We start from the raw sequence: 22280 nt of genomic DNA, 5'->3' as shown, positions 1-22280 counted from the left end.
GATTCAACCGGCTGGCGCGGCTGGCGTTCCGGCCCAGCACTCCAGCACCGACTTGTCGAACCGCCACGGGTGGATCGCGGGCTGCAGCGCCGCCGCGCGCACATGTGCCACGAACTGCGCGCGGGGGATCGGGCTGGCGCCCAGCGAGGCCAGGTGGTCGGTCTCCTGCTGGCAGTCTATCATCGCCACGCCGTGGTTGCCGAGGAAGGCGCACAGCGCCGCCAGCGCGATCTTGGAGGCGTCGGTGCGGTGCGCGAACATCGACTCGCCGAAGAACATCCGTCCCAGCGCCACGCCGTACAAGCCGCCGACACGCTCGCCGCGGAACCAGGTCTCGACCGAATGCGCCAGGCCGTTGCGGTGCAGCGTGCCATAGGCGGCGATGATGTCGCCGGTGATCCAGGTGCCGTCCTGCCCGTCGCGCGGCGTGGTGGCGCAGGCGCGCATCACCGCCGCGAAATCGTCGTCGACGCGGATTTCCCAGTCCGCGTCGCGCAGCACGCGGCGCAGCGTCTTGCGCAGCGTCACCGACACGCGCAATGCCTGCGGCGCCAGCACCATGCGGGGGTCGGTGCTCCACCACAGCACCGGCTGGCCACTCGAATACCACGGAAAGATGCCTTGCCGGTACGCCAGCAGCAGGCGCTGGGGCGACAGGTCGCGGCTAGCCGCCAGCAAGCCGGGCGCGTCGGAATCGGGCCCGAGCGCCTCCTCCACCGGAGGAAACGGGTCGTGCGGCTCCAGCCAGGCGATCATGAGGGCCGTGCCGGGTGTTGCGCGCGCCGGCCGGCGCTCAGGGCGTGACCGTGGCCCGGCTGGTCAGCGGGCGCATGGGCTTGTCGATATCCAGGCTATGCAGCCGGAAGCTGCCGTCCTGCAGCCGGCCGGCGGCGCGGTCGGCGAAGAAGCAGCGCAGCGTGTGGATCACGGTCGGGAACGCCAGTTCGTCCCACGGCACGTCGGCCTCTTCCACCAGCTTGACCTCCAGGCTTTCCTCGCCCGGCGCGATGTCCAGGTCGTCCAGCGTGGCCAGGTAGAACAGGTGGACCTGGTGCACATGCGGCACATTGAGGATCGAGAACAGCTCGCCCACCTGCACGCGCGCGCCGGCTTCTTCCAGCGTCTCGCGCGCGGCGGCCTGCGCGGTGGTCTCGCCGATTTCCATGAAGCCGGCGGGCAGGGTCCAGGAGCCATAGCGCGGCTCGATCGCGCGCTTGCAGATCAGGATCTTGTCTTCCCAGACCGGAATCGTTCCCACGACATTGCGCGGGTTGACGTAGTGGATGGTGCCGCAGCTGTCGCAGACACTGCGCGGGCGGTTGTCGCCGTCAGGCACACGCAACACGACCGCATGGCCACAGTTCGAGCAGAATTTCATGAGGGGCGTCCGGGAGGAATGGCGAAAGTGTATCACCCTCGCGGAGGGCGCCGCGGCGGGTCAGCAGGGCAGCACGGTGAGGTCGGTTGCATGCCGCACCGATGATGCTGCCGGCGTGTGTGCTGAGGCTGCGCAAAACGGCGCGGCCAAAACAAAAAACCCGCCAGTGGCGGGTTTGTCTGTCGAGCGGACCGAATGGGACCGAATCGGATCGGATGACTTGCAGTGTCCAACCGCATCATCAGCGGTTGGTTGCGGGGGCAGGATTTGAACCTGCGACCTTCGGGTTATGAGCCCGACGAGCTGCCAGACTGCTCCACCCCGCGTCCGTCGAAGAAAAGATTATAGGGCACCTGGTTGCGCATTGCAACACCTGACTGGAAATATCGCCAAGCGCCGCGAAAACCCGCGTGCCACAACGATTAGATCGCCGCGAGCGCGAACAGGTTCAGCCCTCGCCCGGACTATCGCTTGTGCGCTGCCACAGCGTGGCGGCGAACTCGAAGCTGTCGCGCTGCTGCAGGTCGTCGCGCTGCCAGATCACGCGGTCGGGGCGCACGGTCAGCATCCAGGTGGTGGTTGCCAGTGGCTGCGGGTGGGCGAAAGCGCGCGGCGTCAGCACGGCGCCGCACAGGCCGTGATGCGGGTCGCGTACCGAGGTGTAGCGGATCATGCCGAGGCCGGCTTCGCGCACGACGCGGCCGAAGGCCTGGCAGGGTTCGTGCCGGTCGGGATCGGTCCAGGCATCGCGATCGCGGTCGAAGGGCGGGGCGTCGAGCGCCACGCCGTCGGTGGCGATGCGCACTTCGAACAGCGTCTGCGCGCGCGCGTCGATGCCCGGCAGCGCCGGACTGTCGTTAAGGAAGCGCCAGCGCCAGTAGCCCAGCTCCGCGCAGGCCGTGCGGATCTCCGCGGCGCCGTAAAACACGCCGGGATCCTGCGCGGCACGGAAGCGCGAACCCCAGGGAGACGGCGGGTAGCGAAAGGGGGTGAACAGCAGATAGTGCAGGTGGCGTGCCTCGACCGGTACCGCAGGTTTGCCGGCATCGAGCACGGCTTCCAGCACGGCCTGTTCTTCGAGGCTGTCGACCAGCGGCATGGTGGAGACAACGTGCTGGGCTTCCACCGCCCGCCACAACGTGAGCGCGAACTGCCGGCGCTCAGATGCGACCGCGGGTGGCGTCCAGGTAGTGAACGACACGGACCAGACCTTCCGTTGTGCGGATCATTTCGATGGGCTTGCCGCCCAGTGCCAGGTTTTCATGCGTCAGCCACAGCCGCGCCTGGTCGCCATGGCCGAGGATTGCGTCCAGCGAGCGGAACAGGCGTACAAAGAGCACGCCGAATTCCCACTCCTTGCGGTGCGCGTCGAGTACATAGCCGCCGGATGCCATGCGCGATACCGAAGCCGTGCTGATCCCCAGCACGCTTGCCACCACCGCCTGGCTGATGCCAAGGAAGCCGGCGGCACGCATTACCGCCTTGGTCAGCGTGGTGCCGGGGTCGGGGCCGCCGGCGGGGTCTGTTTCCGGGATCCGCCTGGATTGCATCGCCTTGCTCCTGTTTCTTCAGAAAGATTATAGGCGAACGATTTCAGAAGGGAAGTGTTTGGGGCAAAAAGGTCCGGCCCGCCGGATGCTGGCGGGCCGGTTCCGGTTAGACAGGCGTGCCGGCTAATAGGTCTCGATATGCAGCCGGCCCTCGGCTTTCATGATGGCTTCCAGTTCCGCCCAGCTGCGGCCGGCGCCGGCACAGACCGCGTTGAAGGCGGCCAGCACGCCTTCCTCCATCCCTTTCAGTCCGCAGATGTAGACATGGCCGTTCGGGTCCGCCAGCAGGGTCGCCACGGCATCGGCCGCCTCGCGGATGGCGTCCTGCACATAGCGGCGCGGTGTATCGGGATCGCGCGAAAAGGCGAAGTGGATGTCGAGGAAATCCCTGGGCAGTTTGAGCAGCGGGCCGAAGTAGGGCAGTTCGTTGGCATTGCGGGCGCCGAAGAACAGCATCCGGCGCCCGCTGAAGTGCGCCAGGTTGCGGCGCATGCGCTCGGTCATGGCGCGCATGGGTGCGGAGCCCGTGCCGGTGCAGATCATCATCACGCTGGCTTCGGCGTGGTTGGGCATCAGGAAGGTGGTGCCGAACGGACCCACCACCTGCACGGTGTCGCCCTTGGCCAGGTCGCACAGGTAGCTGGATGCCACGCCGCGCACCGGCCGGCCGTCATGGTCCTGGTCGACCCGCTTTACCGTCAGCGCGAGGTTGTTGTAGCCGGGGCGCTCGCCGTCGCGCGGGCTGGCCACCGAGTACATGCGGATGTAGTGCGGCTTGCCCGCGGCGTCGGTGCCCGGCGGCACGATGCCGATCGACTGGCCTTCGAGGATCGGGAAGAAATGGGTGCCGAAGTCCAGCACGATATGGTGGATATCGCTGGAGGCGTCGTCGGCGGTGAGCCGGTAGTTGCCGGCCACCGTCGCGGCGACCGGCGCCCGCACGCCGTGCAGGTTCACATACGGGTGCGCCGCCGACCATGGCGCGCGCTGCGAGGTGTGGCGGCTGGCTTCGACCGCCTGGATGCTCACGTCAGGCGCCGCCGTAGCGGGCGCCGCGGCCGCGGTGTTTTCGATCGCAGTGTCCAGCTCCGGCAACGGCACCTCGGCCGGCAGTTCGTCCCACAACAGCTGCGCCTCGATGGTATAGGCGTCGCCGCGCGGCATGGTGCGCCAGTTGTCGATGGCGCCGGTCGGGCACGGCGACAGGCAGGCATTGCAGCCGTTGCAGACCTCGGCCTTGACCACGTAATTGCGGTCGTCGTGGGTGATGGCGTCGATCGGGCAGGTGTCCTCGCAGGTATTGCAGCGGATGCAGATTTCCGGGTCGATCAGGTGCTGCTTGATGATGTCGGGGGCGCCCATTGCTCTTATCTCTGGTTAGTCCGGTATCTCCTTGCCGGCTTCTTGCCTGGTTCAGTTGAAACGCACGTACTCGAAATCCATCGGCTGGCGATTGATACCCACCGCCGGCGGCGCGATCCAGTTGGCGTACTTGCCGGGCTCGACCACGCGGCCCATCAGGCTGGCGACAAAGGCGCGGTCCTCGTCCGTGGCGAGCCACTTGCGTTCGTTGGCCTTCCACTCGGCCTCTGAGATCAGTTCTCCCTGCGGCGACACATGCACGTTGGCCAGCGTGCCGATCTTGCGGTTGAAGGCCTTGTGCGGCACGGTCAGGCGGAAGGAGATGCCGGCTTTCTCGATCACCTTGTTCCAGCGCGCCACGCCGCCCATGCTGTCCTTGATGTAGTCGTCGCGCAGCACTTCATTGAGAGCATTGAGCATCGGCACCTCGCGCTCGCCCAGGCGGCCGTCGCGCACTTCCAGCACACGGTAGACATCGCCCTTGAGTACATGGTCGTCGGCGCGCTTGCCTTCCTCGAAGCGGCCCTTCAGGCCGGCGCTGTAGAAGGTGGCAGCGTTAGACGACTGGTCCGCGCCAAACAGGTCGATGGTCACGCTGTAGTGGAAGTTCAGGTAGCGCTGGATCGTCTCCAGGTCGATCACGCCGGCGGCGCGCACCTGTTCCGGATCTTCGATGCCGCGCTCGCGCATGACCTCGCAGGTGCGCTGGATCACGCGCGATACGCCCGATTCGCCGACGAACATGTGGTGCGCTTCCTCGGTCAGCATGAAGCGCGTGGTGCGCGCGAGCGGATCGAAGCCCGACTCGGCCAGCGCACACAGCTGGAACTTGCCGTCGCGGTCGGTGAAGTAGGTGAACATGAAGAACGACAGCCAGTCCGGCGTGCGCTCGTTGAAGGCGCCGAGGATGCGCGGGTTGTCCTGGTCGCCGGAGCGGCGCTCCAGCAGCGCCTCGGCTTCCTCGCGGCCGTCGCGGCCGAAGTAGCGGTGCAGCAGGTAGACCATGGCCCACAGGTGGCGGCCTTCTTCCACGTTCACCTGGAACAGGTTGCGCAGGTCGTACAGGCTGGGCGCGGTCAGGCCCAGGTGCCGTTGCTGCTCGACCGATGCCGGCTCGGTGTCGCCCTGCGTGACGATGATGCGGCGCAGGTTGGCGCGGTGCTCGCCGGGCACATCCTGCCACGCGGCTTCGCCCTTGTGTTCGCCGAAATGGATCCTGCGCTCCGGGTCGGCCGGCTGCAGGAAGATGCCCCAGCGGTAGTCGGGCATCTTGACGTGCTCGAAATGCGCCCAGCCCGACGGGTCCACCGACACCGCGGTGCGCAGGTACACGTCGAAGTTGTGCGAGCCATCGGGCCCCATGTCGCGCCACCAGTCGAGGAAGGCGGGCTGCCAGTGCTCGAGCGCGCGTTGCAGCGCGCGGTCGTCTGACAGGTTGACGTTGTTGGGGATCTTCTGGCTGTAGTCGATGCTCACGGTGTCTCCTCGTTGTCCTTGCGCGGGGCAGGGGGCAGGGCGCTACACCCGGTCCCAGTCGAAGCGCGCCTTGTTGCCGGTGCCGAACACCTTCAGCGCGCCGTTCTCGCCGACGGCGTTGGGCCGCTGGAAGATCCAGTTCTGCCACGCGGTCAGCCGGCCGAAGATGCGTGTTGCCATGTTCTCGGCGCCGCCGAAGCGCAGGTTCGCTTCCATGCCGGTGAGTGCGTCCGGCGACAGGCTGGCGCGCTCTTCCAGCGCGATGCGGATTTCGTCTTCCCAGTCGATATCGTCCGGCGCGGCGGTGATCAGGCCGAACGAGTCGGCGCTGAGCGCGTCGAGCGGGGCGCCGACGTGTTCGCGCACCGCGGCCAGCGCGGTCTCGTCGCCATAGAAGCGCGCGGCCAGCCGGTCTTGCCCGTTCGGCATCGGGTAGCGGCCGAAGTTGACTGGCGAAACAAAGATGCGCGGCGCGTCGTCGGGCGCGTCGGGCAGGTGCAGCATGTAGCTGCGGTCAGCCGCCAGCGCCAGTTCCAGCAGCGTGCCGGCGAAGCACGAATCCTGCTCGATCAGCGCGATCAGGCTGCGCGACGACACGTCCAGCCGCGCCAGCGTGCGGCGCAGCATGCCGATGGTCTCGCGCACGAACCAGTGGCCGGCATTGGCTTCCAGCAGCGCATCGGCGGCCAGCACCTGCGCCGGGTCGCCATCGGTTTTCAGCACCCAGATGCCGATGCCGAGGTGGTTGGTGCGCAGCGTCAGGATGGCATCGTCGAGCTCGCGCGCCATCTTCAGCGGCCACCATTGCGCGCCGGCGGCGACCACGCCGGCCAGATCGGCGGGCTGGTGCTTGTCGGGGCCGAATATGGTGAGCGTGGCCTTGCGTGCCGCGGGATCGATATGCACGCGCACGGTCTCGTAGCGGTAGCCGTCGGGCTCGACCGTGCGCGACAGCGGCGTCAGCGTGATGCCGTGGTGGCCCTGCGGGCGGTCGCTGGCGGCGGCCAGTGCCGCGGCGCGCTCGGCGACGTACTCGGCGAAGCGGGCCGGCTTGACCACTTCATCGACCAGCTTCCAGTCCTTTGCGCGCTGGCCGCGCACGCCCTCGGTGGTGGTGCAGAAGATGTCGGCATGGTCGCGCCGGACCTTGCGCTTGTCGGTCACCCGGGTCAGGCCCCCGGTGCCGGGCAGCACGCCCAGCAATGGCACTTCGGGCAGGCTGACCGCGGAAGAGCGGTCGTCGACCAGCACGATCTCGTCGCAGGCCAGCGCCAGCTCGTAGCCGCCGCCGGCGGTGGTGCCGTTGCAGGCGGCAATGAATTTCAGCCCGGAATGCTCGCTGGCATCCTCGATGGCGTTGCGGGTCTCGTTGGTGAACTTGCAGAAGTTGACCTTCCACGCGTGCGACGACTGGCCCAGCATGAAGATATTGGCGCCGGAGCAGAAGATGCGCTCGCGCGCGCTGGTCAGCACCACGGTGCGCACTTCGGGATGCTCGAAGCGGATGCGCTGCAGCGCGTCATGCAGTTCGATGTCGACGCCGAGGTCGTACGAATTCAGCTTAAGCGCGTAGCCGGGCCACAGGCCGGCTTCCTCGTCGACGTCCATCGCCAGCGTGGCGACTGGGCCGTTGAAGCTGAGCTTCCAGTGGCGGTACTGGTCGGGATGGCGCTCGAACGTGACGGGAACGGGGGCTTCGGGGGCGGGTGCCGGCGCGGACATGGCTGTCTCCTTGATGCACTATAGTGCCTTGCGGCTTTTGATGAAATATAGTGCAGAGGAGGGCGCGGCGCAATGCCTGATTGCCCCGCGCGCGCAACGCGTGCGGGGTGAGAGCGGGTAAAGCGAGGTCAGGCGCCCGCGGCCTGCAGTTGTGCGCGCAGCTGTTGCAGCGAGGTCGCGGCATCCAGGCCGCTGGTGTCGATCGAGATATCGGCGCGGGCGTACAGCGGCGTGCGCGCCTGCAGGATGCGGCGCAGGTCGGCCATGGCCTCGCGGTTGCCTTCCATCGGGCGCATGTCGCCCTGGGCCACCACGCGCGCCATGTGCTCTTCCGGCGAGGTGCGCACCCAGATGGTGTAGCAGTGCGCCAGCAGCAGGTTGAAGGTGCCCGGCTCCGACACCAGGCTGCCCGGCGTGGCCAGCACCATGCGCTCGTTCTCGCGCAGCGTGCGTTCCAGCGCACGCATCTCGTAGCGGCGGTAGGCGGCCTGGCCATACAGCGAATGGATTTCGGACAGGCTGGCGCCGGCTTCCTGCTCGATCACGGTGTTCAGTTCGACGAAGGGCACGTCGCGCGCGGCCGCCAGCGCGCGGCCCAGCGTGGACTTGCCGGCGCCGCGCAGGCCGATCAGCGCGATGCGGCGGTGGCGCGCGTCACCGGATTCTTCAGGCGCCAGCGCATGGCGGCAGGCTTCACGCACGCGCGCGAGGTCCGCGGCCGGCAGTTGCGCCAGCCATTGCACCATCTGCGCGAACTCCGTCGCCTGCTGGCCGTTCAAGCCGTTCGGGCCGTCCACCTCGGCCAGCACCACCGGCAGCGGCACGTCGAGCGCGCCGGCCACCTGGCGCAGCAGCAGCACCGAGGCATTGCCGGTGCCGGTTTCGAGGTTGGCGAGGTAGCGCTCGGACACGCCGGCGCCGCGCGCCAGGTCTTTGCGCGACATGCCGCGCGAGGCGCGCAGCGAGCGGATGCGGTCGCCCAGTTGGGTCAGGTAAGGGTCGCGCTCGGCATTGGCGGCCGGCGCGGACGCTTCGCGCGCGGGGCGGGCGTCGGGGTCGGTGGCAGGCAGCGGGGCTGGGTCGCGGCGCATGGTGTCGAAGGTCATGTTGGCCGGGCGGCGCCTGGGCCGCCTGGCAAAAAGCAAGGGCGCATTATACGAGCAGGGTTGCCGCGCCCTGTGGTGCTTCGGGCTCCCGCCCGGCGGCTCCCCGCAAGGCGCTGTCTTATAGTGCATCCCCTTGCTTGCATAATAGTGGATATGAAATAAAATGCATCGCAAAGCGGATGCCGGCACGCAAGTGATCCGGACATCGAGATAACAGCGACTGGCCTGGCGCCTGGCGCGTAGCTACCGGTCCAGGCAGCGCGCGGCATGCGACACCAAGGAGTGGAGACATGACGCCCCCGAATACCGCCGCCATTGCCCGCACTGCAGCGCCGGACGGCACCGTCGCGGTGCTGCCGACGCGCTACAACGCCGCCGAAGACCTGCTTTCGCGCAACCTCGAAGCAGGGCGGGGCGACAAGGTCGCCTATGTCGACGACGCCACTTCGCTGACCTACGCCGCGCTCGATGCCCGCGCCCGCCGCTTTGGCGGCGCGCTGCGCGATGCGGGATTCCGGCAGGAAGAGCGGCTGCTGCTGTGCGCGCTCGATACTGTCGACTTCCCCACGGTGTTTCTCGGCTGCCTGCTGGCCGGGGTGGTGCCGGTGGCGGTCAACACGCTGCTGACCGCGGACGACTATGCGTACATGCTCGCGCACAGCGGCGCCCGCGCAGTGGTGGTATCGACGCCGCTGTTGCCGGTGATGCAGGCAGCGATCGACAAGAGCGGCCTGTCGCCGATGGTGATCCAGGCCGCCCCGCATGGCGATGCGGCGCCGGCATGCAGCGTGGGCGCGATGCTGGCGCGCACCCGCTCGCCGGCGCCGGTCGCGCGCACCGGCCCCGATGACATGGCGTTCTGGCTCTATTCGTCGGGCTCGACCGGCCGCCCCAAGGGCACGGTGCATACCCACGGCAACCTGTTCTACACCGCCGATCTCTATGCCCGCCAGGTGCTCGGCATTCGCGAGGACGACGTCGTGTTCTCGGCCGCCAAGCTGTTCTTCGCCTACGGGCTGGGCAATGCGCTGACCTTCCCGATGTCGGTTGGCGCGACCACCGTGCTGATGGCCGAACGGCCCACGCCGACGGCGGTGTTCCGGCGACTGCGGGAGCAGCGGCCAACAGTGTTTTTCGGCGTGCCGACATTGTTCGCCGGCATGCTCGCCGCGCCCGACCTGCCCGTGCGCAGCGACGTGGCCCTGCGCGTGTGCACCTCCGCCGGCGAGGCATTGCCGCGCGATATCGGCGAGCGTTTCCTGGCGCATTTCGGCTGCGACATCCTGGATGGCATCGGCTCCACGGAGATGCTGCATATCTTCCTGTCGAACCGGCCCGGCGAGGTGCGCTACGGCACCACGGGCATGGCCGTCCCGGGCTACGAACTGAAGCTGCTGGACGAGCGCGGCGAACCGTGCGCGCCCGGCGAGATCGGCGACCTCTACATCAAGGGACCGAGCGCGGCGCTGATGTACTGGTGCAATCGCGAAAAGACCCGCGACACCTTTGTCGGCGAATGGACGCGCAGCGGCGACAAGTACCTGCGCGATGCCGACGGCTACTACACCTATGCAGGGCGCAGCGACGACATGCTCAAGGTCGGCGGCATCTACGTCTCGCCGTTCGAGGTCGAAGCCGCGCTGGCGCTGCACCCGGCCGTGCTCGAAGCCGCGGTGATCGGCGTGGCCGATGCCGACGAGCTGGTCAAGCCCAAGGCCTTCGTCGTGCTGCGGCCGGGCCAGCAATGGCAGGACGGCATGGCCGCGGAGCTGCAGGCGTTCATCAAGGCGCGCCTCGCGCCCTACAAGTACCCGCGCCAGATCGAATGCGTGCCGGAACTGCCCAAGACCGCCACCGGCAAGATCCAGCGTTTCCGGCTGCGCCAGCGCGAGGAAGCCGCGCGCCAGTCCCAGACAACTCCTTCCTGAAGCGATGCCAGACGACAAGATGCCGATGCCCACCAGCCTGGTGGAAATCCCGTTCGACGAACGCCGTATCCAGATCGAATACCAGTGGCTGCGCCCCGAGCGCACGCAGCGTCCGCTGGTGGTCTTCCTGCACGAAGGCCTGGGCTCGGTCAGCATGTGGCGCGATTTCCCGCGCGATTTCTGCGAGGCCGGCGACTATCGCGGGCTGGTGTTCTCACGCTACGGCTACGGCCGTTCCACGCCGCGCCCGCATGCCGAGAAATGGCGCCCCGATTTCATGCACCGCCAGGCGCGCGAGGCGTTGCCGGCATTGTTCGACGCGCTCGATATCGGGCCCGGCCGCAAGCATGGCGTGCCCTGGCTGATGGGGCACAGCGATGGCGCTTCCATCGCGCTGATCTATGCCGCCAGCTTCCCGCAGGCGCTGGACGGCATCACCGTGCTCGCGCCGCATATCGTGGTGGAAGACCTGTCAGTAAGCAGCATCGCCGCCACGCGCCAGGTCTATCTCGACACCGACCTGCGCCAGCGGCTGGGGCGCCATCATGACGACGTCGAATCCGCCTTCTGGGGCTGGAACGATATCTGGCTCGACCCGGATTTCCGCCAGTGGGACCTGCGTCCGCTGCTGTCGGGGCTGACGGGCCCGGTGCTGGCGGTGCAGGGCGAAGACGACGAGTACGGCACCATGGCGCAGATCGAGGGTATCCATCGATATGCCCCACAAACCACGTTGCTTAAACTCGCGCGATGCGGGCATTCGCCACACCGCGACCAGCCTGAGGCGTTGACGCAGGCCGCGGTTCGGCATATAAACACACATACTTCATACCTAAAATAATTGGGCTTCCCGCCCGCTCCGCAGGGTCCGCGGCGCAGCATGCGCCGTCGCAGGCCACGGCAGCGGCAGGGGGACCGGCAACGGTCCGGTAAGCCGCCGGCTTGACCACCAGGAGACATTGATGCGTCGCTTCACACCGCGCGGGCTCGCGCCTGCCTGCCTTGCCGCCGCCACCGTGTTTGCCATGGCCGGCGCCTCGGCCCAGCCCGCCCCGCCAGCCCAGCCCGCACCGGGCGGCAAGATCAGGGTCGGCTTCATGCTGCCGTACACCGGCACGTACGCGGCGCTCGGCACCGCCATCGAGAACGGCTTCCGCATGTATGTGCAGCAGCAGGGCGGCAAGCTCGGCGGCCGCGAGATCGAGTACTTCAAGGTCGACGATGAATCCGACCCCGCCAAGGCCCCGGAAAACGCCACCAAGCTGGTCAAGCGCGACCAGGTCGACGTGGTGGTCGGCACGGTGCATTCGGGCGTGCAGATGGGCATCGTCAAGGTCGCCAAGGAAAACAACACGCTGCTGATCATCCCCAACGCCGGCGTCGATGAAGCCACCGGTCCGCTGTGCGGCCCGAACATCTTCCGCACTTCATTCTCGAACTGGCAGCCGGGCTATGCGATGGGCCAGGTGCTGGCCGAGCGCGGGCTCAAGAAGGTGGTGACGCTGACGTGGAAATACGCCGCCGGCGAGCAGTCGGTCAAGGGCTTCAAGGAGGCCTTCGAGGCCAAGGGCGGCAAGGTGGTGAAGGAGCTGAGCCTGCCCTTCCCCAACGTCGAATTCCAGGCGCTGATCACCGAGGTGGCTTCGCTCAAGCCGGATGCCGTGTTCGTGTTCTTTGCCGGCGGCGGCGCGGTCAAGTTCGTCAAGGACTGGGCCGCGGCGGGGCTGAAGGACAAGATCCCGCTGTACGGCTCGGGCTTCCTGACCGACGGCACGCTGGAAGCGCAGGGCAACGCCGCGCAGGGGCTGGAAACGACGCTGCACTACGCGGACGGCCTGAGCAATGCGCGCGACAAGAACTTCCGGCTGGACTACGCCAAGACCTTCAAGCTGCAGCCCGACGTCTACGCGGTGCAGGGGTATGACGCGGCACAGCTGCTCGCGGCCGGTGCCAGTGCGGTCAAGGGCGACATGACGCGCAAGGCGGACCTGTACAAGGCCATGGGCTCGGCCAAGATCGACAGCCCGCGCGGTGCCTTTACGCTGTCGAAGGCGCACAACCCGGTGCAGGATTTCTACCTGCGCAAGGTGGACGGGCGCGAGAACAAGGTCAGCTCGGTGGCGGTGAAGGCGCTGGCGGATCCGGCGCGTGGGTGCAGGCTGTAAGCGCTTCAATACCCGCGTGTTTGCTCCCCTCTCCCGCCTGCGGGAGAGGGGCAGGGGGTGAGGGCATGCGGGTCAAAGGCTGACGCCCATCGATTCAAGACCGAAGGCTCCGCTTGATCTGGTACCTGGCTAAACCACCCTTCACCCCACCCCTCTCCCCATGCGGGGAGAGGGAGAACACCTTGCTCAGGCAAGTTCGGGCGGCTTTGGCGCACCCAAAACCGTCTTCCCTGTCGTAGTCTGCAGAAGTGCCCGCATGGACATCGTCTCCTTCCTCATCCAGTGCCTGAACAGCGTGCAGTACGGCCTGCTGCTGTTCCTGGTCGCCAGCGGCCTGACGCTCATCTTCGGCATCATGGGCGTGATCAACCTGGCGCACGGCAGCTTCTATATGCTGGGCGCATACCTTGCCTTCACGCTCGCCGGGCTGACCGGCAACCTGTTTATCGCGATCCCGCTCGGCATCGTGCTGGCGGTGGTGTTCGGCTACGTGCTGGAGTGGGCCTTCTTCAGCTACCTGTACGAGCGCGACCACCTGCAGCAGGTGCTGATGACCTACGGCCTGATCCTGGTGTTCGAAGAGCTGCGCAGCATCCTGGTCGGCGACGATGTGCACGGCGTGCAGGTGCCGGCGCTGCTCGACGGCGCGCTGCCGATCGGCAACGACATGACGTACCCGGTGTACCGGCTCTTTATCTCCGCGGTGTGCCTGGCGGTGGCCGCGGCCATGTACTACGTGATCCGGCGCACGCGGCTGGGCATGATGATCCGCGCGGGCGCGACCAACCGCGAGATGGTGCAGTCGCTCGGCATCAACATCACCGTGCTGTACCGCTTCGTGTTCGCGCTGGGCGTGGCGCTGGCGGTGCTGGCGGGGATGATCTCGGCGCCGGTGTCGTCGGTGTATCCGGGCATGGGCGGGCAGGTGCTGATCGTGTGCTTCGTGGTGGTGGTGATCGGCGGTATCGGCTCGGTCAAGGGCGCGCTGGTGGCCTCGCTGCTGCTGGGCTTCGTCGATACCTTTGGCAAGGTGTTCTGGCAGGAGGCGGCCGGCGTGCTGATCTACCTGCTGATGGCGGTGATCCTGCTGTGGAAGCCGCAGGGGCTGTTCAAGGCGGGCTGACATGAATCCGACGACATTGCCGGCGCGCCGGCATTCCCGCGGCAATGCCGCGCTGCTTGCCGCGCTGGGCTGGCTGGTGGCCTTCTCCGTGCTGGCGGTGCTGCCGCTGCTGCTGACCGCGGACAGCCACAAGTTCTATATCGAGCTGCTCAGCAAGGTGATGATCATGGCGATCTTCGCGCTGTCGCTGCAGCTGCTGATCGGCTATACCGGGCTGGTGAGCCTGGGGCATGCCGCGTACTTCGCCATGGCGGCCTACGCCACCGCGATGCTCGCGCCGCAATCCGGGCCGGGCAACGGCTGGCTGCTGCTGGCCGGCGCGCTGGCCGCCTCGGCCGGGCTGGCGCTGGTGGTGGGCGCGCTGGTGCTGCGCACGCGCGGCGTGTATTTCATCATGGTGACGCTGGCCTTCGCGCAGATGGTCTACTTCGTCTTCCATGACACCAAGCTCGCGGGCGGCAGCGACGGCACCTATATCTATTTCCGCCCGGAATTCCCGGTGCCGGGCGAGCAGTTGCTGACCGTCACCGACCCCACGCACTTCTACTGGCTGGTGTGGGCGGGCCTGGTGGCCACGGTCGCGCTGCTGGCGCTGGTGCTGCGTTCGCGCTTCGGCCATGCGCTGGTGGGCATCCGCCATAACGAGCAGCGCATGCGCGCCGCCGGCTATGCCACCTATCGGTACCAGCTAGGCGCCTTTGTCGCCGGCGGGGTGCTGGCGGGGCTGGCCGGCTTCCTCTATGCGATCCAGTTCGGCTTCGTCAACCCGGAGATCGCGTCGTGGCACCAGTCGGGCAACGCCATGCTGATGGTGATCCTGGGCGGTGTCGGCAGCCTTGCCGGGGCGGTGCTGGGGGCGTTTTCGTTCGTGCTGCTGGCCGAATGGTTCAGCACGCTGACCAAGCACTGGCAGCTCGTGATGGGCGGCTTCATCATCGTTGCCGTCGCGCTGCTGCCGCGGGGGCTGGTGAGCCTGCCCGCGGTGCTGCGGCACGGGCGCCGCGGCAAGACCGGGCGGCACAATGGCGGGCAGGGGAGCGAAGCCAGCGAGACCAATGATGGCAACGCGCGAAATACGGAGGCCGCATGAACACCCCGGTATTGCAGGCGCAGCAGCTCACGCGCCGCTTTGGCGGCCTTACTGCCGTGGCCGGCGTCGACCTGTCGCTGGCGCTGCATGAGATCCATGCCGTGATCGGTACCAATGGCGCGGGCAAGTCCACGCTGATCAACATGCTGTCGTGCGAGCTGCCGCCCACGTCAGGGCGCCTGTTTCTGAAGGGCGAGGAGGTCACCGGCTGGTCGCAGCCGCGGCTGGCACGGCACGGCGTGGGGCGCAGCTACCAGCGCAACAACATCTTCCTGCCGCTGACCGTGCGCGAGAACTGCCGGCTGGCGGCGCAGTCGCGCGCGCAGCGGGCCTGGCGCCTGTGGGAAAGCGCGCAGGGCTGCCGCACCAGCGCCACGCTGGCCGACGAGGCGATGGAGCGCGCCGGCCTGGCGCCGCTGGCGGACCGGCGCGCCAGCGACCTGGCGCATGGCCAGAAGCGCCAGCTCGAGGTGGCGATGTGCCTGGCTACGCAGCCGGTTGCGCTGCTGCTCGACGAGCCGCTCGCCGGCATGGGCGCCGAGGAATCGACGCGCATGCTCGGGCTGCTGCGCGGCCTGCGCGAGGGCCATGCCATCCTGCTGGTCGAACACGACATGGACGCGGTGTTCTCGGTTGCCGACCGTATCACCGTGATGGTCAACGGCGCGGTGATCGCCACCGGCACGCCCGAGGCGATCCGGTCCAACCGCGAAGTCCAGCTTGCCTACCTGGGCGAAGAAGAAAACGAGGCCGCATGAGTACGCCTACTAGCACACTCACCAGCACACCGATGATCGAAGCCACCGGCATCAACGCCTGGTATGGCTCCAGCCATGTGCTGCGCGGCATCGATTTCACCGTGGGCGTGGGCGAGACCGTGGGCCTGCTGGGGCGCAACGGCATGGGCAAGAGCACGCTGTTGCGCACGCTGCTGGGCCACATGCGCCAGCGCCAGGGGCAGATCCGCGTGGCCGGCCGCGACATGTCGCGGGCGCAGCCTTACGAGGTGGCGCGCCTCGGCGTCGCCTACGTGCCGGAAGGGCGGGGCATTTTCCCCAGCCTGTCGGTGCGTGAAAACCTGCTGATGGCCGCCCGCAAGGGCAGCAATGGCCGCAACGACTGGGACGAGGCGCGTGTGCTCGACCTGTTCCCGCGCCTGAAGGAGCGCCTCTCGCATGGCGGCCAGCAACTGTCCGGCGGCGAGCAGCAGATGCTGTCGATCGGCCGCGCGCTGATGACCAATCCCGACTGCCTGGTGCTGGACGAAGCCACCGAAGGGCTGGCCCCGCGCATCGTGCGCGAGATCTGGGAAGTCATCGCCACGGTGCGCGCCACCGGGATCGCTTCGGTGGTGGTAGACCGCAACTTCCGCTCGGTGCTGGCGCACGCCGACCGCGCCGTGGTGCTGGAAAAAGGCCGGGTGGTACTGGCTGGCCCGGCGGCCGACCTGGCCGGCAAGCCGGAAGCGCTGGATCGTTACCTCGGCGTATAGGCCCCTCCTGGGTGCCGCCTGAGGCACAAATGTTGTTGTGCCACAACGGCCCTTGCGGGCGCAAGGACACGCTGTATTGCTTACCCGGGCCTTGACCACCGGCCACTTCCCTCCCATGCTTGCTCGGTCACGAAAACGGCATCCGGATCACCGGAGTGGTCGTTCGCGGGCAGTTCATCTAGAATTGCGCGGGTTTGTGCAATGCAATAGAACGCAAAAAGCGCCGGAAAACGGTCGCAGCAGTCGATACCCCGCGCCGGGTGGCGACTGACAGAGCCAACCAAACTGCCGGCAAGCCGGCCGGGCAGACCCAATCTCATGACTACCCAGTCCACAACCAGCCATTATTTCGTCGAAAGTCCGAGCACGCGCGCCCTGGTGCTCGGCGCGGTCGGCGTCGTCTTCGGCGACATCGGCACCAGCCCGCTGTACGCGCTCAAGGAGTGCTTCAGCAAGGAGCACGGCATCGCCTTCAGCCCCGACGCCGTGCTGGGCGTCATCTCGATGCTGTTCTGGGCCATGATCATCGTGGTCTCGATCAAGTACGTGGTGTTCATCATGCGCGCCGACAACGACGGCGAGGGCGGGGTACTGGCGCTGATGGCGCTGGTGCTGCGTTCCGTGGCACCGCGCTCGGGCAAGGCCAAGTTCCTGATGATGCTGGGCATCTTCGGCGCCTGCATGTTCTATGGCGACGCGGTCATCACACCGGCGATCTCGGTGCTGTCAGCGGTGGAAGGGCTGGAGATCGCGGCGCCGCAGCTGTCGCAATTCGTGATACCGATCACGCTGGCCATCCTGGCCGGGCTGTTCCTGCTCCAGCGCCATGGCACGCACGCGGTGGGCAAGCTGTTCGGGCCGATCATGACGGCATGGTTCCTGACGCTGGGTGCGCTGGGCGTATTGAACCTGGTCCAGGCGCCGGAAATCCTCAAGGCGGTCAATCCGCTGTACGGCATCACCTTCCTTCTCGAGCATGCGCTGCAGGCCTTTATCGTGCTGGGCTCGGTGTTCCTGGTGCTGACCGGGGCCGAGGCGCTGTACGTCGACATGGGCCATTTCGGCGCGCGGCCGATCCGCCTCGGCTGGTTCATCCTGGTGATGCCGTGCCTGATGCTGAACTACTTCGGCCAGGGCGCGATGCTGCTGCAAAACCCCGCCGGCGCCGAGAACCCGTTCTACCTGATGGTGCCGGAGCCGCTGCTGATCCCGATGGTGCTGCTGGCCACCTGCGCGACGGTGATCGCCTCGCAGGCGGTCATCTCCGGCGCCTTCTCGCTGACCAGCCAGGCGATCCAGCTGGGCTTTGTGCCGCGCATGCGCGTGCGCTACACCTCGGCCGCGGAGATCGGCCAGATCTACCTGCCGGTGGTCAACTGGCTGCTGCTGGTGCTGGTGATCGGCGTGGTGATCTCGTTCAAGAAGTCCGAGAACCTGGCGGCGGCCTACGGCATCGCCGTGACCACGACCATGGTCATCACCAGCATCCTGGCGGCGGTGTGCATGCGCAATGTGTGGAAGTGGAACACGGCGCTGGTGGTACTGGTCGGCGCGGGCTTCCTGCTGGTCGACCTGTCGTTCTTTGCCGCCAACCTGCTCAAGGTCGCCGAAGGCGGCTGGTTCCCGCTGCTGCTGGGCAGCATGGCCTTCTTCATGCTGATGACCTGGTACAGCGGCCGCAAGCTGCTGCGCGCGCGCAGCCTGGAAGACGGCATCCCGCTGGAGCCGTTCATCGCCGGCCTGCTGGCGCACCCGCCGCACCGCGTCGAGGGCACCGCGGTGTTCCTGACCGGCAACACCGAGTCGGTGCCGGTGTCGCTGCTGCACAACCTCAAGCATAACCGCGTGCTGCACGAGCGCGTGGTGTTCCTGCACTTCATCACGCGCGACGTGCCGTATGTCGACGACGATCATCGCCTGAGCTGCAAGGACCTGGGCGGCGGCGTCTTTATCCTGAAGTCGGAATACGGCTTCAAGGAAACGCCGGACGTGCAGAAGGTGCTGGACCTGGCCGACCGCAAGCTCGGCATGCATTTCGAGCTGATGGAAACCTCGTTCTTCATCGCGCGCGAATCGGTGATTCCGTCCAAGCTGCCGGGCATGACGATGTGGCGCGAAAGCTTGTTCGCCTGGATGCATCAGAACGGCGCCAAGCCGTCAGATTTCTTCCAGATCCCGGCCAACCGGGTGGTGGAGCTGGGTACCAAGGTCGAGATCTGAAGCGGGCGGGCCTGGTGCCCGCCGCTGCAAGCCCCGGGACGGCGCCGCAAGGCGTGTCCCGGGGCTTTTTTGTCTGACGCGGCCCGCGCGGTCGAGGCGCGCGTCTGCCATGCGCCACCCGCCGGCGCTCCCCCGGGGCACTTGTCCCGGAAACCCGGGCGTCGCAGCAGCCGGCCCGGGACCACGGCCTCATGCGCGCGCCGGCCCCGGGCCGGACAATGCAACCCTCAACTTGTCACAGGACCCCTTCGTGGCGGTCCGCCTCCTCGAGGAGCCGTGCCATGCGTTCGTTGCAGCAGTGGTCTCGCCCGTCCAGCCGGCATGCCGACGAAGCCCGTCGCGCGCGCCTGCCGCGACGTGCGCTGCCGCCATGGCTGCGACGCATGCTGCGCGAGCGCATCGCGCCCACCGGCGCGGTGCTGCTGCCGCCGGCGCTGCTGCTGCTCTACGTCTTCTGTCATTCACACGCGAACTGGGAGTCGTGGCTGGCCTCGCTGCGCGAGCTGGACCACGATCACGGCGCGCCGGCGCGCGAGCTGGGACGCGCGTTGTCGCTGGCGCGCTCCCTGCGCGGCCGCCAGGCGCCGGATGCGGCGCTCTGGCGCACCGCGGTGCAGCTGGCCGCCGACCGCGTGTCGGCGGGCCTGGCGGCACGCTGGCGCAGTCCGGCGCGGCTGATGCCGTCGCCGGCGCTGTCGCCGCTAATGCCGCTGGTGCCGCTGGTGCCGCTGGTGCCGCTGCTCGCGATGTTCGGATGGCTGCACTGACGTTGAGCGACTGAAGCGGGGCGCCATGCGCGCCCGTACCCCCCACACCCGCATCTTCCTGATCCAGGAGTCAGGCGCCGCACCGCTGCCGCGATGGGAGGGCAGCCGGCAGGCGCCGGGCAATCGGCCCGCACGGCCAAGGCGATCCCGTGCGGCCCGTGCATTCCGTTGGTGATCGCCTGCATGAGGGACCGCAGCGGCCACGCTGCCGGCATCCCCGGTTGGAGATAGCAATGCATAAGAAGTTTGCCGAGACCCTGCTCACCGTCACCGCACTTGCCGCACTGGCGGTCGGCGCGAGCCCGACCGCCCACGCCGGGGCGGGTGACGAAGCCACGCGGACTGCCGCGCATGTCCGCCACGGACAGCGCGACGCCTTCAGCGACGGAGCGCACGGGCCCGCGACCGAGGCCACGATGTTGTCCGTGGTGGCGCGCCAGGGCATGTCAGTGTGCGCGGTCCGTGACTTTGATCCGTACCGTGACGGCATGCGCAAGCCCGATCCATATACCGACGGCGCGCGCATGGGACAGTTCGACCCGTTTACGGAAGGGACCCGCACCAGATCGCGCGACGGCTACAGCGACGGCGCACGCAGCGGCCCGCGCGACAGTGGCGAATGCCTCAGCCATGCATAACCGCGTGCCTCGGTGAGGCACCATGCCAGCGCACATGCGCCCGCATGTGCGTCAGGACCCGCCCGTGCCAAACGCTGCCGCACGCTCGTCCCTGACCACCGGCCCGGTTTCATGCCGGGCCGGTGCATTCGCGCAACGCCATGCGCGCTTGCGCAATCCCTTGCAAAGCCGCACCGATCCTTTCCTACACTAGTGAAGTCACGCGGCGCGCCCGCCTGGCAGGCACGGTCCCGAGGGCCGCGCCGCCGGCAGGCCGTCCCAGCACCGCGCGGCCCGACATGCCGATGTTCAAGCAGCAGATTCGCCTGTGCACCAGCCGGGATGGCGTTCGCCTTGCCTACGCCGTCACGGGCAGCGGCGCGCCGCTGGTGAAGGCGGCCAACTGGATGAGCCACCTCGAGTTCGATGTGGACAGCCCGGTGTGGAGCCACATGATCATGGCCCTGTCGGCGCACCACACGCTGATCCGCTATGACGAACGCGGCTGCGGGCTGTCCGACCGCGATATCGAAGACCTGTCGTTCGACGCGTGGCTGCGCGACCTCGAAACCATCGTCGATGCCAACGGCGTGGAGCATTTCCCGCTGCTGGGTATCTCGCAGGGCGCATCGATCGCCGTGGCCTACGCCGTGGCGCACCCCGAGCGCGTCAGCCACCTGATCCTCCACGGCGGTTATGCGCGCGGGCGGCTCAAGCGCGACAACCTGAGCCCGCGCCTGCGCGAGGAAGCCGAATTGATGAACAAGCTCGCCGAGCTAGGCTGGGGCCAGGAGAATCCCGCCTTCCGCCAGTTCTTCACGACCCAGTTCATCCCGGGCGGCACGGCCGAGCAGCATGCGTGGTTCAACGAGCTGGAGCGGGTCTCCACGTCGCCGCTGAATGCCGCGCGCTTCATGCGCGTGTTCAACGAGATCGATGTGGTCGAACTGCTGCCGAGGGTCACGTGCCCGACGCTGGTGCTGCATGCGGTGCGCGACGCGCGCGTGCCGTTCGACGAGGGCCGCCTGATCGCCAGCGAAATTCCCGGCGCGCGCTTCGTGCCGCTGGAAAGCGGCAATCACCTGCTGCTCGACACCGAGCCCGCTTGGAACCGATGGCTCGACGAGGTGCGTGCCTTCCTGCCGGCCTCGGCACCGGTGCGCGATCCCGCCTTCACCGCGCTGACGCGGCGCGAGCGCGATATCGTCGAGCTGATCGCGCAGGGCCGCGACAACGCCCAGATCGCCGCGCGCCTGGACCTGTGCGAAAAGACCGTGCGCAACCACATCACCAGCATCTTCGCCAAGCTGGAAGTGGAGAACCGCGCGCAGGCCATCGTGCTGGCGCGCAAGGCGGGGTTTGACCGGGCGGACGCTTAGGACATCGAGCGCCTGTGGCCTGCCTGCCTGCGCCTACGACTGGTTCACTAGCGTGCGCGCGTCGGCCACGTGCCCGCGGTAGGCTTCGAAGATGCGGCGCAGCGACTGCTCCATCGTGACCTCGGGCTTCCAGCCCAGTTCCTCGACGGTGTTGTCGATCTTCGGCACGCGGTGCTGCACGTCCTGGTAGCCCTTGCCGTAGAAGTCGCCCGACGAGGTTTCGACGATCTGCGTCTTGCGCGCCTCCTCGGCGTATTCGGGGTAGTCCGCGGCCATCTTCAGCATCATCTCGGCCAGCTCGCGCACCGAATGGATGTTGGCCGGATTGCCGATATTGAAGATCTTGCCGCTGGCGATGCCGCTCGGGTTCTCGATGATGCGCATCAGCGCGCCGATGCCGTCCGAGATATCGGCAAACGCGCGCTTCTGCGCGCCGCCGTCGACCAGCTTGATCGGCTCGCCGCGCACGATATGGCCGAGGAACTGCGTCACGACGCGCGACGAGCCTTCCTTCGACTCGAAGATCGAGTCCAGCCCCGCGCCGATCCAGTTGAAGGGGCGGAACAGCGTGTAGTGGAGGCCCTGCTCCATGCCGTAGGCGTGGATCACGCGGTCCATCAGTTGCTTGGAGCAGGCATAGATCCAGCGCGGCTTGTTGATAACGCGCGCTTCTGCGCGCCGCCGTCGACCAGCTTGATCGGCTCGCCGCGCACGATATGGCCGAGGAACTGCGTCACCACGCGCGACGAGCCTTCCTTCGACTCGAAGATCGAGTCCAGGCCCGCGCCGATCCAGTTAAAGGGGCGGAACAGCGTGTAGTTCAGCCCTTGCTCCATGCCGTAGGCGTGGATCACGCGGTCCATCAGTTGCTTGGAGCAGGCATAGATCCAGCGCGGCTTGTTGAT

General features: G+C 67.6%; 20 protein-coding genes, 1 tRNA gene and 1 pseudogene. 11 read left to right on the top strand and 11 right to left on the bottom strand.

Going from position 1 to position 22280, the window contains the following annotated elements:
- Positions 1 to 3: 3 nt before the first annotated feature.
- The 9 genes from aat to ACAD63_RS14955 form a co-directional block, all read right to left on the bottom strand.
- Positions 4 to 756 carry a leucyl/phenylalanyl-tRNA--protein transferase gene (gene aat, locus ACAD63_RS14995; protein ID WP_133096816.1) on the bottom strand — a complete coding sequence of 251 codons (753 nt, stop codon included), beginning with the start codon at positions 754 to 756 and terminating at the stop codon, positions 4 to 6.
- 37 nt (positions 757 to 793) lie between these two features.
- Positions 794 to 1378, bottom strand: coding sequence for an NUDIX hydrolase (locus tag ACAD63_RS14990; RefSeq protein WP_135705011.1), 585 nt, complete (start codon positions 1376 to 1378; stop codon positions 794 to 796).
- Between the two features lie 249 nt (positions 1379 to 1627).
- Positions 1628 to 1704 (bottom strand) — tRNA-Met (locus tag ACAD63_RS14985).
- Between the two features lie 122 nt (positions 1705 to 1826).
- Positions 1827 to 2579 carry an RES family NAD+ phosphorylase gene (locus tag ACAD63_RS14980; RefSeq protein WP_133096818.1) on the bottom strand — a complete coding sequence of 251 codons (753 nt, stop codon included), beginning with the start codon at positions 2577 to 2579 and terminating at the stop codon, positions 1827 to 1829.
- Positions 2539 to 2928 (bottom strand): MbcA/ParS/Xre antitoxin family protein, encoded by a 390-nt coding sequence (locus ACAD63_RS14975; RefSeq protein WP_063238628.1) that lies wholly within the window; start codon positions 2926 to 2928, stop codon positions 2539 to 2541. The genes ACAD63_RS14980 and ACAD63_RS14975 overlap by 41 nt, the downstream gene beginning before the upstream one ends.
- Positions 2929 to 3051: 123 nt before the next feature.
- The gene (gene boxA, locus ACAD63_RS14970; protein WP_135705012.1) at positions 3052 to 4290 is read right to left on the bottom strand and encodes a benzoyl-CoA 2,3-epoxidase subunit BoxA; all 1239 of its coding nucleotides are present in this window, start codon (positions 4288 to 4290) and stop codon (positions 3052 to 3054) included.
- 51 nt (positions 4291 to 4341) lie between these two features.
- A complete protein-coding gene (boxB, locus tag ACAD63_RS14965) occupies positions 4342 to 5766 on the bottom strand; it encodes a benzoyl-CoA 2,3-epoxidase subunit BoxB (RefSeq protein WP_434032911.1) in 1425 nt (474 codons plus the stop codon).
- A gap of 42 nt (positions 5767 to 5808) precedes the next feature.
- Entirely contained in the window at positions 5809 to 7488 is a 1680-nt protein-coding gene (gene boxC, locus ACAD63_RS14960) for a 2,3-epoxybenzoyl-CoA dihydrolase (RefSeq protein WP_434032910.1), read from the bottom strand.
- 128 nt (positions 7489 to 7616) lie between these two features.
- On the bottom strand, positions 7617 to 8579 hold the full coding sequence (locus ACAD63_RS14955; protein ID WP_135706244.1) for a helix-turn-helix transcriptional regulator: 963 nt from the start codon (positions 8577 to 8579) through the stop codon (positions 7617 to 7619).
- A 305-nt stretch (positions 8580 to 8884) separates the two neighbouring features.
- On the opposite strand from ACAD63_RS14955, the gene ACAD63_RS14950 reads away from it, so the two are divergent.
- From ACAD63_RS14950 to ACAD63_RS14900, 11 genes are all read left to right on the top strand, one after another.
- Positions 8885 to 10522 (top strand): benzoate-CoA ligase family protein, encoded by a 1638-nt coding sequence (locus ACAD63_RS14950; protein ID WP_195429526.1) that lies wholly within the window; start codon positions 8885 to 8887, stop codon positions 10520 to 10522.
- 25 nt (positions 10523 to 10547) lie between these two features.
- The gene (locus ACAD63_RS14945) at positions 10548 to 11363 is read left to right on the top strand and encodes an alpha/beta fold hydrolase (RefSeq protein WP_195429524.1); all 816 of its coding nucleotides are present in this window, start codon (positions 10548 to 10550) and stop codon (positions 11361 to 11363) included.
- Positions 11364 to 11484: 121 nt separating this feature from the next.
- On the top strand, positions 11485 to 12687 hold the full coding sequence (locus ACAD63_RS14940; RefSeq protein ID WP_195429522.1) for an ABC transporter substrate-binding protein: 1203 nt from the start codon (positions 11485 to 11487) through the stop codon (positions 12685 to 12687).
- A 256-nt stretch (positions 12688 to 12943) separates the two neighbouring features.
- Positions 12944 to 13810: a branched-chain amino acid ABC transporter permease gene (locus tag ACAD63_RS14935; RefSeq protein WP_063238635.1), complete on the top strand. Its 867-nt coding sequence runs from the start codon at positions 12944 to 12946 to the stop codon at positions 13808 to 13810.
- Position 13811: 1 nt separating this feature from the next.
- Positions 13812 to 14900 carry a branched-chain amino acid ABC transporter permease gene (locus tag ACAD63_RS14930; protein WP_133096825.1) on the top strand — a complete coding sequence of 363 codons (1089 nt, stop codon included), beginning with the start codon at positions 13812 to 13814 and terminating at the stop codon, positions 14898 to 14900.
- Positions 14897 to 15658 (top strand): ABC transporter ATP-binding protein, encoded by a 762-nt coding sequence (locus ACAD63_RS14925; RefSeq protein ID WP_135705016.1) that lies wholly within the window; start codon positions 14897 to 14899, stop codon positions 15656 to 15658. Before ACAD63_RS14930 ends, ACAD63_RS14925 begins: the two co-directional genes overlap by 4 nt.
- Positions 15655 to 16392 carry an ABC transporter ATP-binding protein gene (locus ACAD63_RS14920; RefSeq protein WP_434032909.1) on the top strand — a complete coding sequence of 246 codons (738 nt, stop codon included), beginning with the start codon at positions 15655 to 15657 and terminating at the stop codon, positions 16390 to 16392. The genes ACAD63_RS14925 and ACAD63_RS14920 overlap by 4 nt, the downstream gene beginning before the upstream one ends.
- A 318-nt stretch (positions 16393 to 16710) precedes the next feature.
- The gene (locus ACAD63_RS14915; RefSeq protein ID WP_434032908.1) at positions 16711 to 18612 is read left to right on the top strand and encodes a potassium transporter Kup; all 1902 of its coding nucleotides are present in this window, start codon (positions 16711 to 16713) and stop codon (positions 18610 to 18612) included.
- Between the two features lie 281 nt (positions 18613 to 18893).
- A complete protein-coding gene (locus ACAD63_RS14910) occupies positions 18894 to 19379 on the top strand; it encodes a hypothetical protein (RefSeq protein WP_434032907.1) in 486 nt (161 codons plus the stop codon).
- 233 nt (positions 19380 to 19612) lie between these two features.
- Complete coding sequence (locus ACAD63_RS14905) at positions 19613 to 20017, top strand: hypothetical protein (RefSeq protein ID WP_434032906.1); 405 nt, start codon at positions 19613 to 19615, stop codon at positions 20015 to 20017.
- Positions 20018 to 20295: 278 nt separating this feature from the next.
- Positions 20296 to 21375 (top strand): alpha/beta fold hydrolase, encoded by a 1080-nt coding sequence (locus ACAD63_RS14900; protein WP_133096830.1) that lies wholly within the window; start codon positions 20296 to 20298, stop codon positions 21373 to 21375.
- Positions 21376 to 21408: 33 nt separating this feature from the next.
- Here the strand turns inward: ACAD63_RS14900 and ACAD63_RS14895 are convergent.
- Together ACAD63_RS14895 and ACAD63_RS14890 are read right to left on the bottom strand one after the other, a co-directional pair.
- Positions 21409 to 22035: pseudogene (locus tag ACAD63_RS14895) on the bottom strand (bifunctional UDP-4-keto-pentose/UDP-xylose synthase); the annotation flags it as partial.
- Positions 21993 to 22280, bottom strand: a 288-nt coding sequence (locus tag ACAD63_RS14890; RefSeq protein ID WP_434032905.1) for an NAD-dependent epimerase/dehydratase family protein, incomplete at its 5' end; no start/stop codon positions are given. The pseudogene ACAD63_RS14895 and the gene ACAD63_RS14890, both read right to left, overlap by 43 nt.

It is taken from the genome of Cupriavidus sp. a3 (assembly GCF_051015765.1).
GTDB classification, from domain to species: Bacteria; Pseudomonadota; Gammaproteobacteria; order Burkholderiales; family Burkholderiaceae; genus Cupriavidus; species Cupriavidus oxalaticus_A.
This window is presented reverse-complemented; position numbering and strand designations above follow the sequence as displayed.

Coding starts and splice junctions, on each gene's coding strand:
- ACAD63_RS14935 (WP_063238635.1), top strand. CDS start 12,944: ATGGACATCGTCTCCTTCCTCATCCAGTGCCTGAACAGCGTGCAGTAC.
- ACAD63_RS14975 (WP_063238628.1), bottom strand. CDS start 2,928: ATGCAATCCAGGCGGATCCCGGAAACAGACCCCGCCGGCGGCCCCGAC.
- ACAD63_RS14905 (WP_434032906.1), top strand. CDS start 19,613: ATGCATAAGAAGTTTGCCGAGACCCTGCTCACCGTCACCGCACTTGCC.
- boxC (WP_434032910.1), bottom strand. CDS start 7,488: ATGTCCGCGCCGGCACCCGCCCCCGAAGCCCCCGTTCCCGTCACGTTC.
- boxA (WP_135705012.1), bottom strand. CDS start 4,290: ATGGGCGCCCCCGACATCATCAAGCAGCACCTGATCGACCCGGAAATC.
- ACAD63_RS14915 (WP_434032908.1), top strand. CDS start 16,711: ATGACTACCCAGTCCACAACCAGCCATTATTTCGTCGAAAGTCCGAGC.
- ACAD63_RS14950 (WP_195429526.1), top strand. CDS start 8,885: ATGACGCCCCCGAATACCGCCGCCATTGCCCGCACTGCAGCGCCGGAC.
- ACAD63_RS14920 (WP_434032909.1), top strand. CDS start 15,655: ATGAGTACGCCTACTAGCACACTCACCAGCACACCGATGATCGAAGCC.
- ACAD63_RS14940 (WP_195429522.1), top strand. CDS start 11,485: ATGCGTCGCTTCACACCGCGCGGGCTCGCGCCTGCCTGCCTTGCCGCC.
- ACAD63_RS14925 (WP_135705016.1), top strand. CDS start 14,897: ATGAACACCCCGGTATTGCAGGCGCAGCAGCTCACGCGCCGCTTTGGC.
- ACAD63_RS14900 (WP_133096830.1), top strand. CDS start 20,296: ATGCCGATGTTCAAGCAGCAGATTCGCCTGTGCACCAGCCGGGATGGC.
- ACAD63_RS14930 (WP_133096825.1), top strand. CDS start 13,812: ATGAATCCGACGACATTGCCGGCGCGCCGGCATTCCCGCGGCAATGCC.
- ACAD63_RS14910 (WP_434032907.1), top strand. CDS start 18,894: ATGCGTTCGTTGCAGCAGTGGTCTCGCCCGTCCAGCCGGCATGCCGAC.
- ACAD63_RS14990 (WP_135705011.1), bottom strand. CDS start 1,378: ATGAAATTCTGCTCGAACTGTGGCCATGCGGTCGTGTTGCGTGTGCCT.
- aat (WP_133096816.1), bottom strand. CDS start 756: ATGATCGCCTGGCTGGAGCCGCACGACCCGTTTCCTCCGGTGGAGGAG.
- ACAD63_RS14945 (WP_195429524.1), top strand. CDS start 10,548: ATGCCCACCAGCCTGGTGGAAATCCCGTTCGACGAACGCCGTATCCAG.
- ACAD63_RS14955 (WP_135706244.1), bottom strand. CDS start 8,579: ATGCGCCGCGACCCAGCCCCGCTGCCTGCCACCGACCCCGACGCCCGC.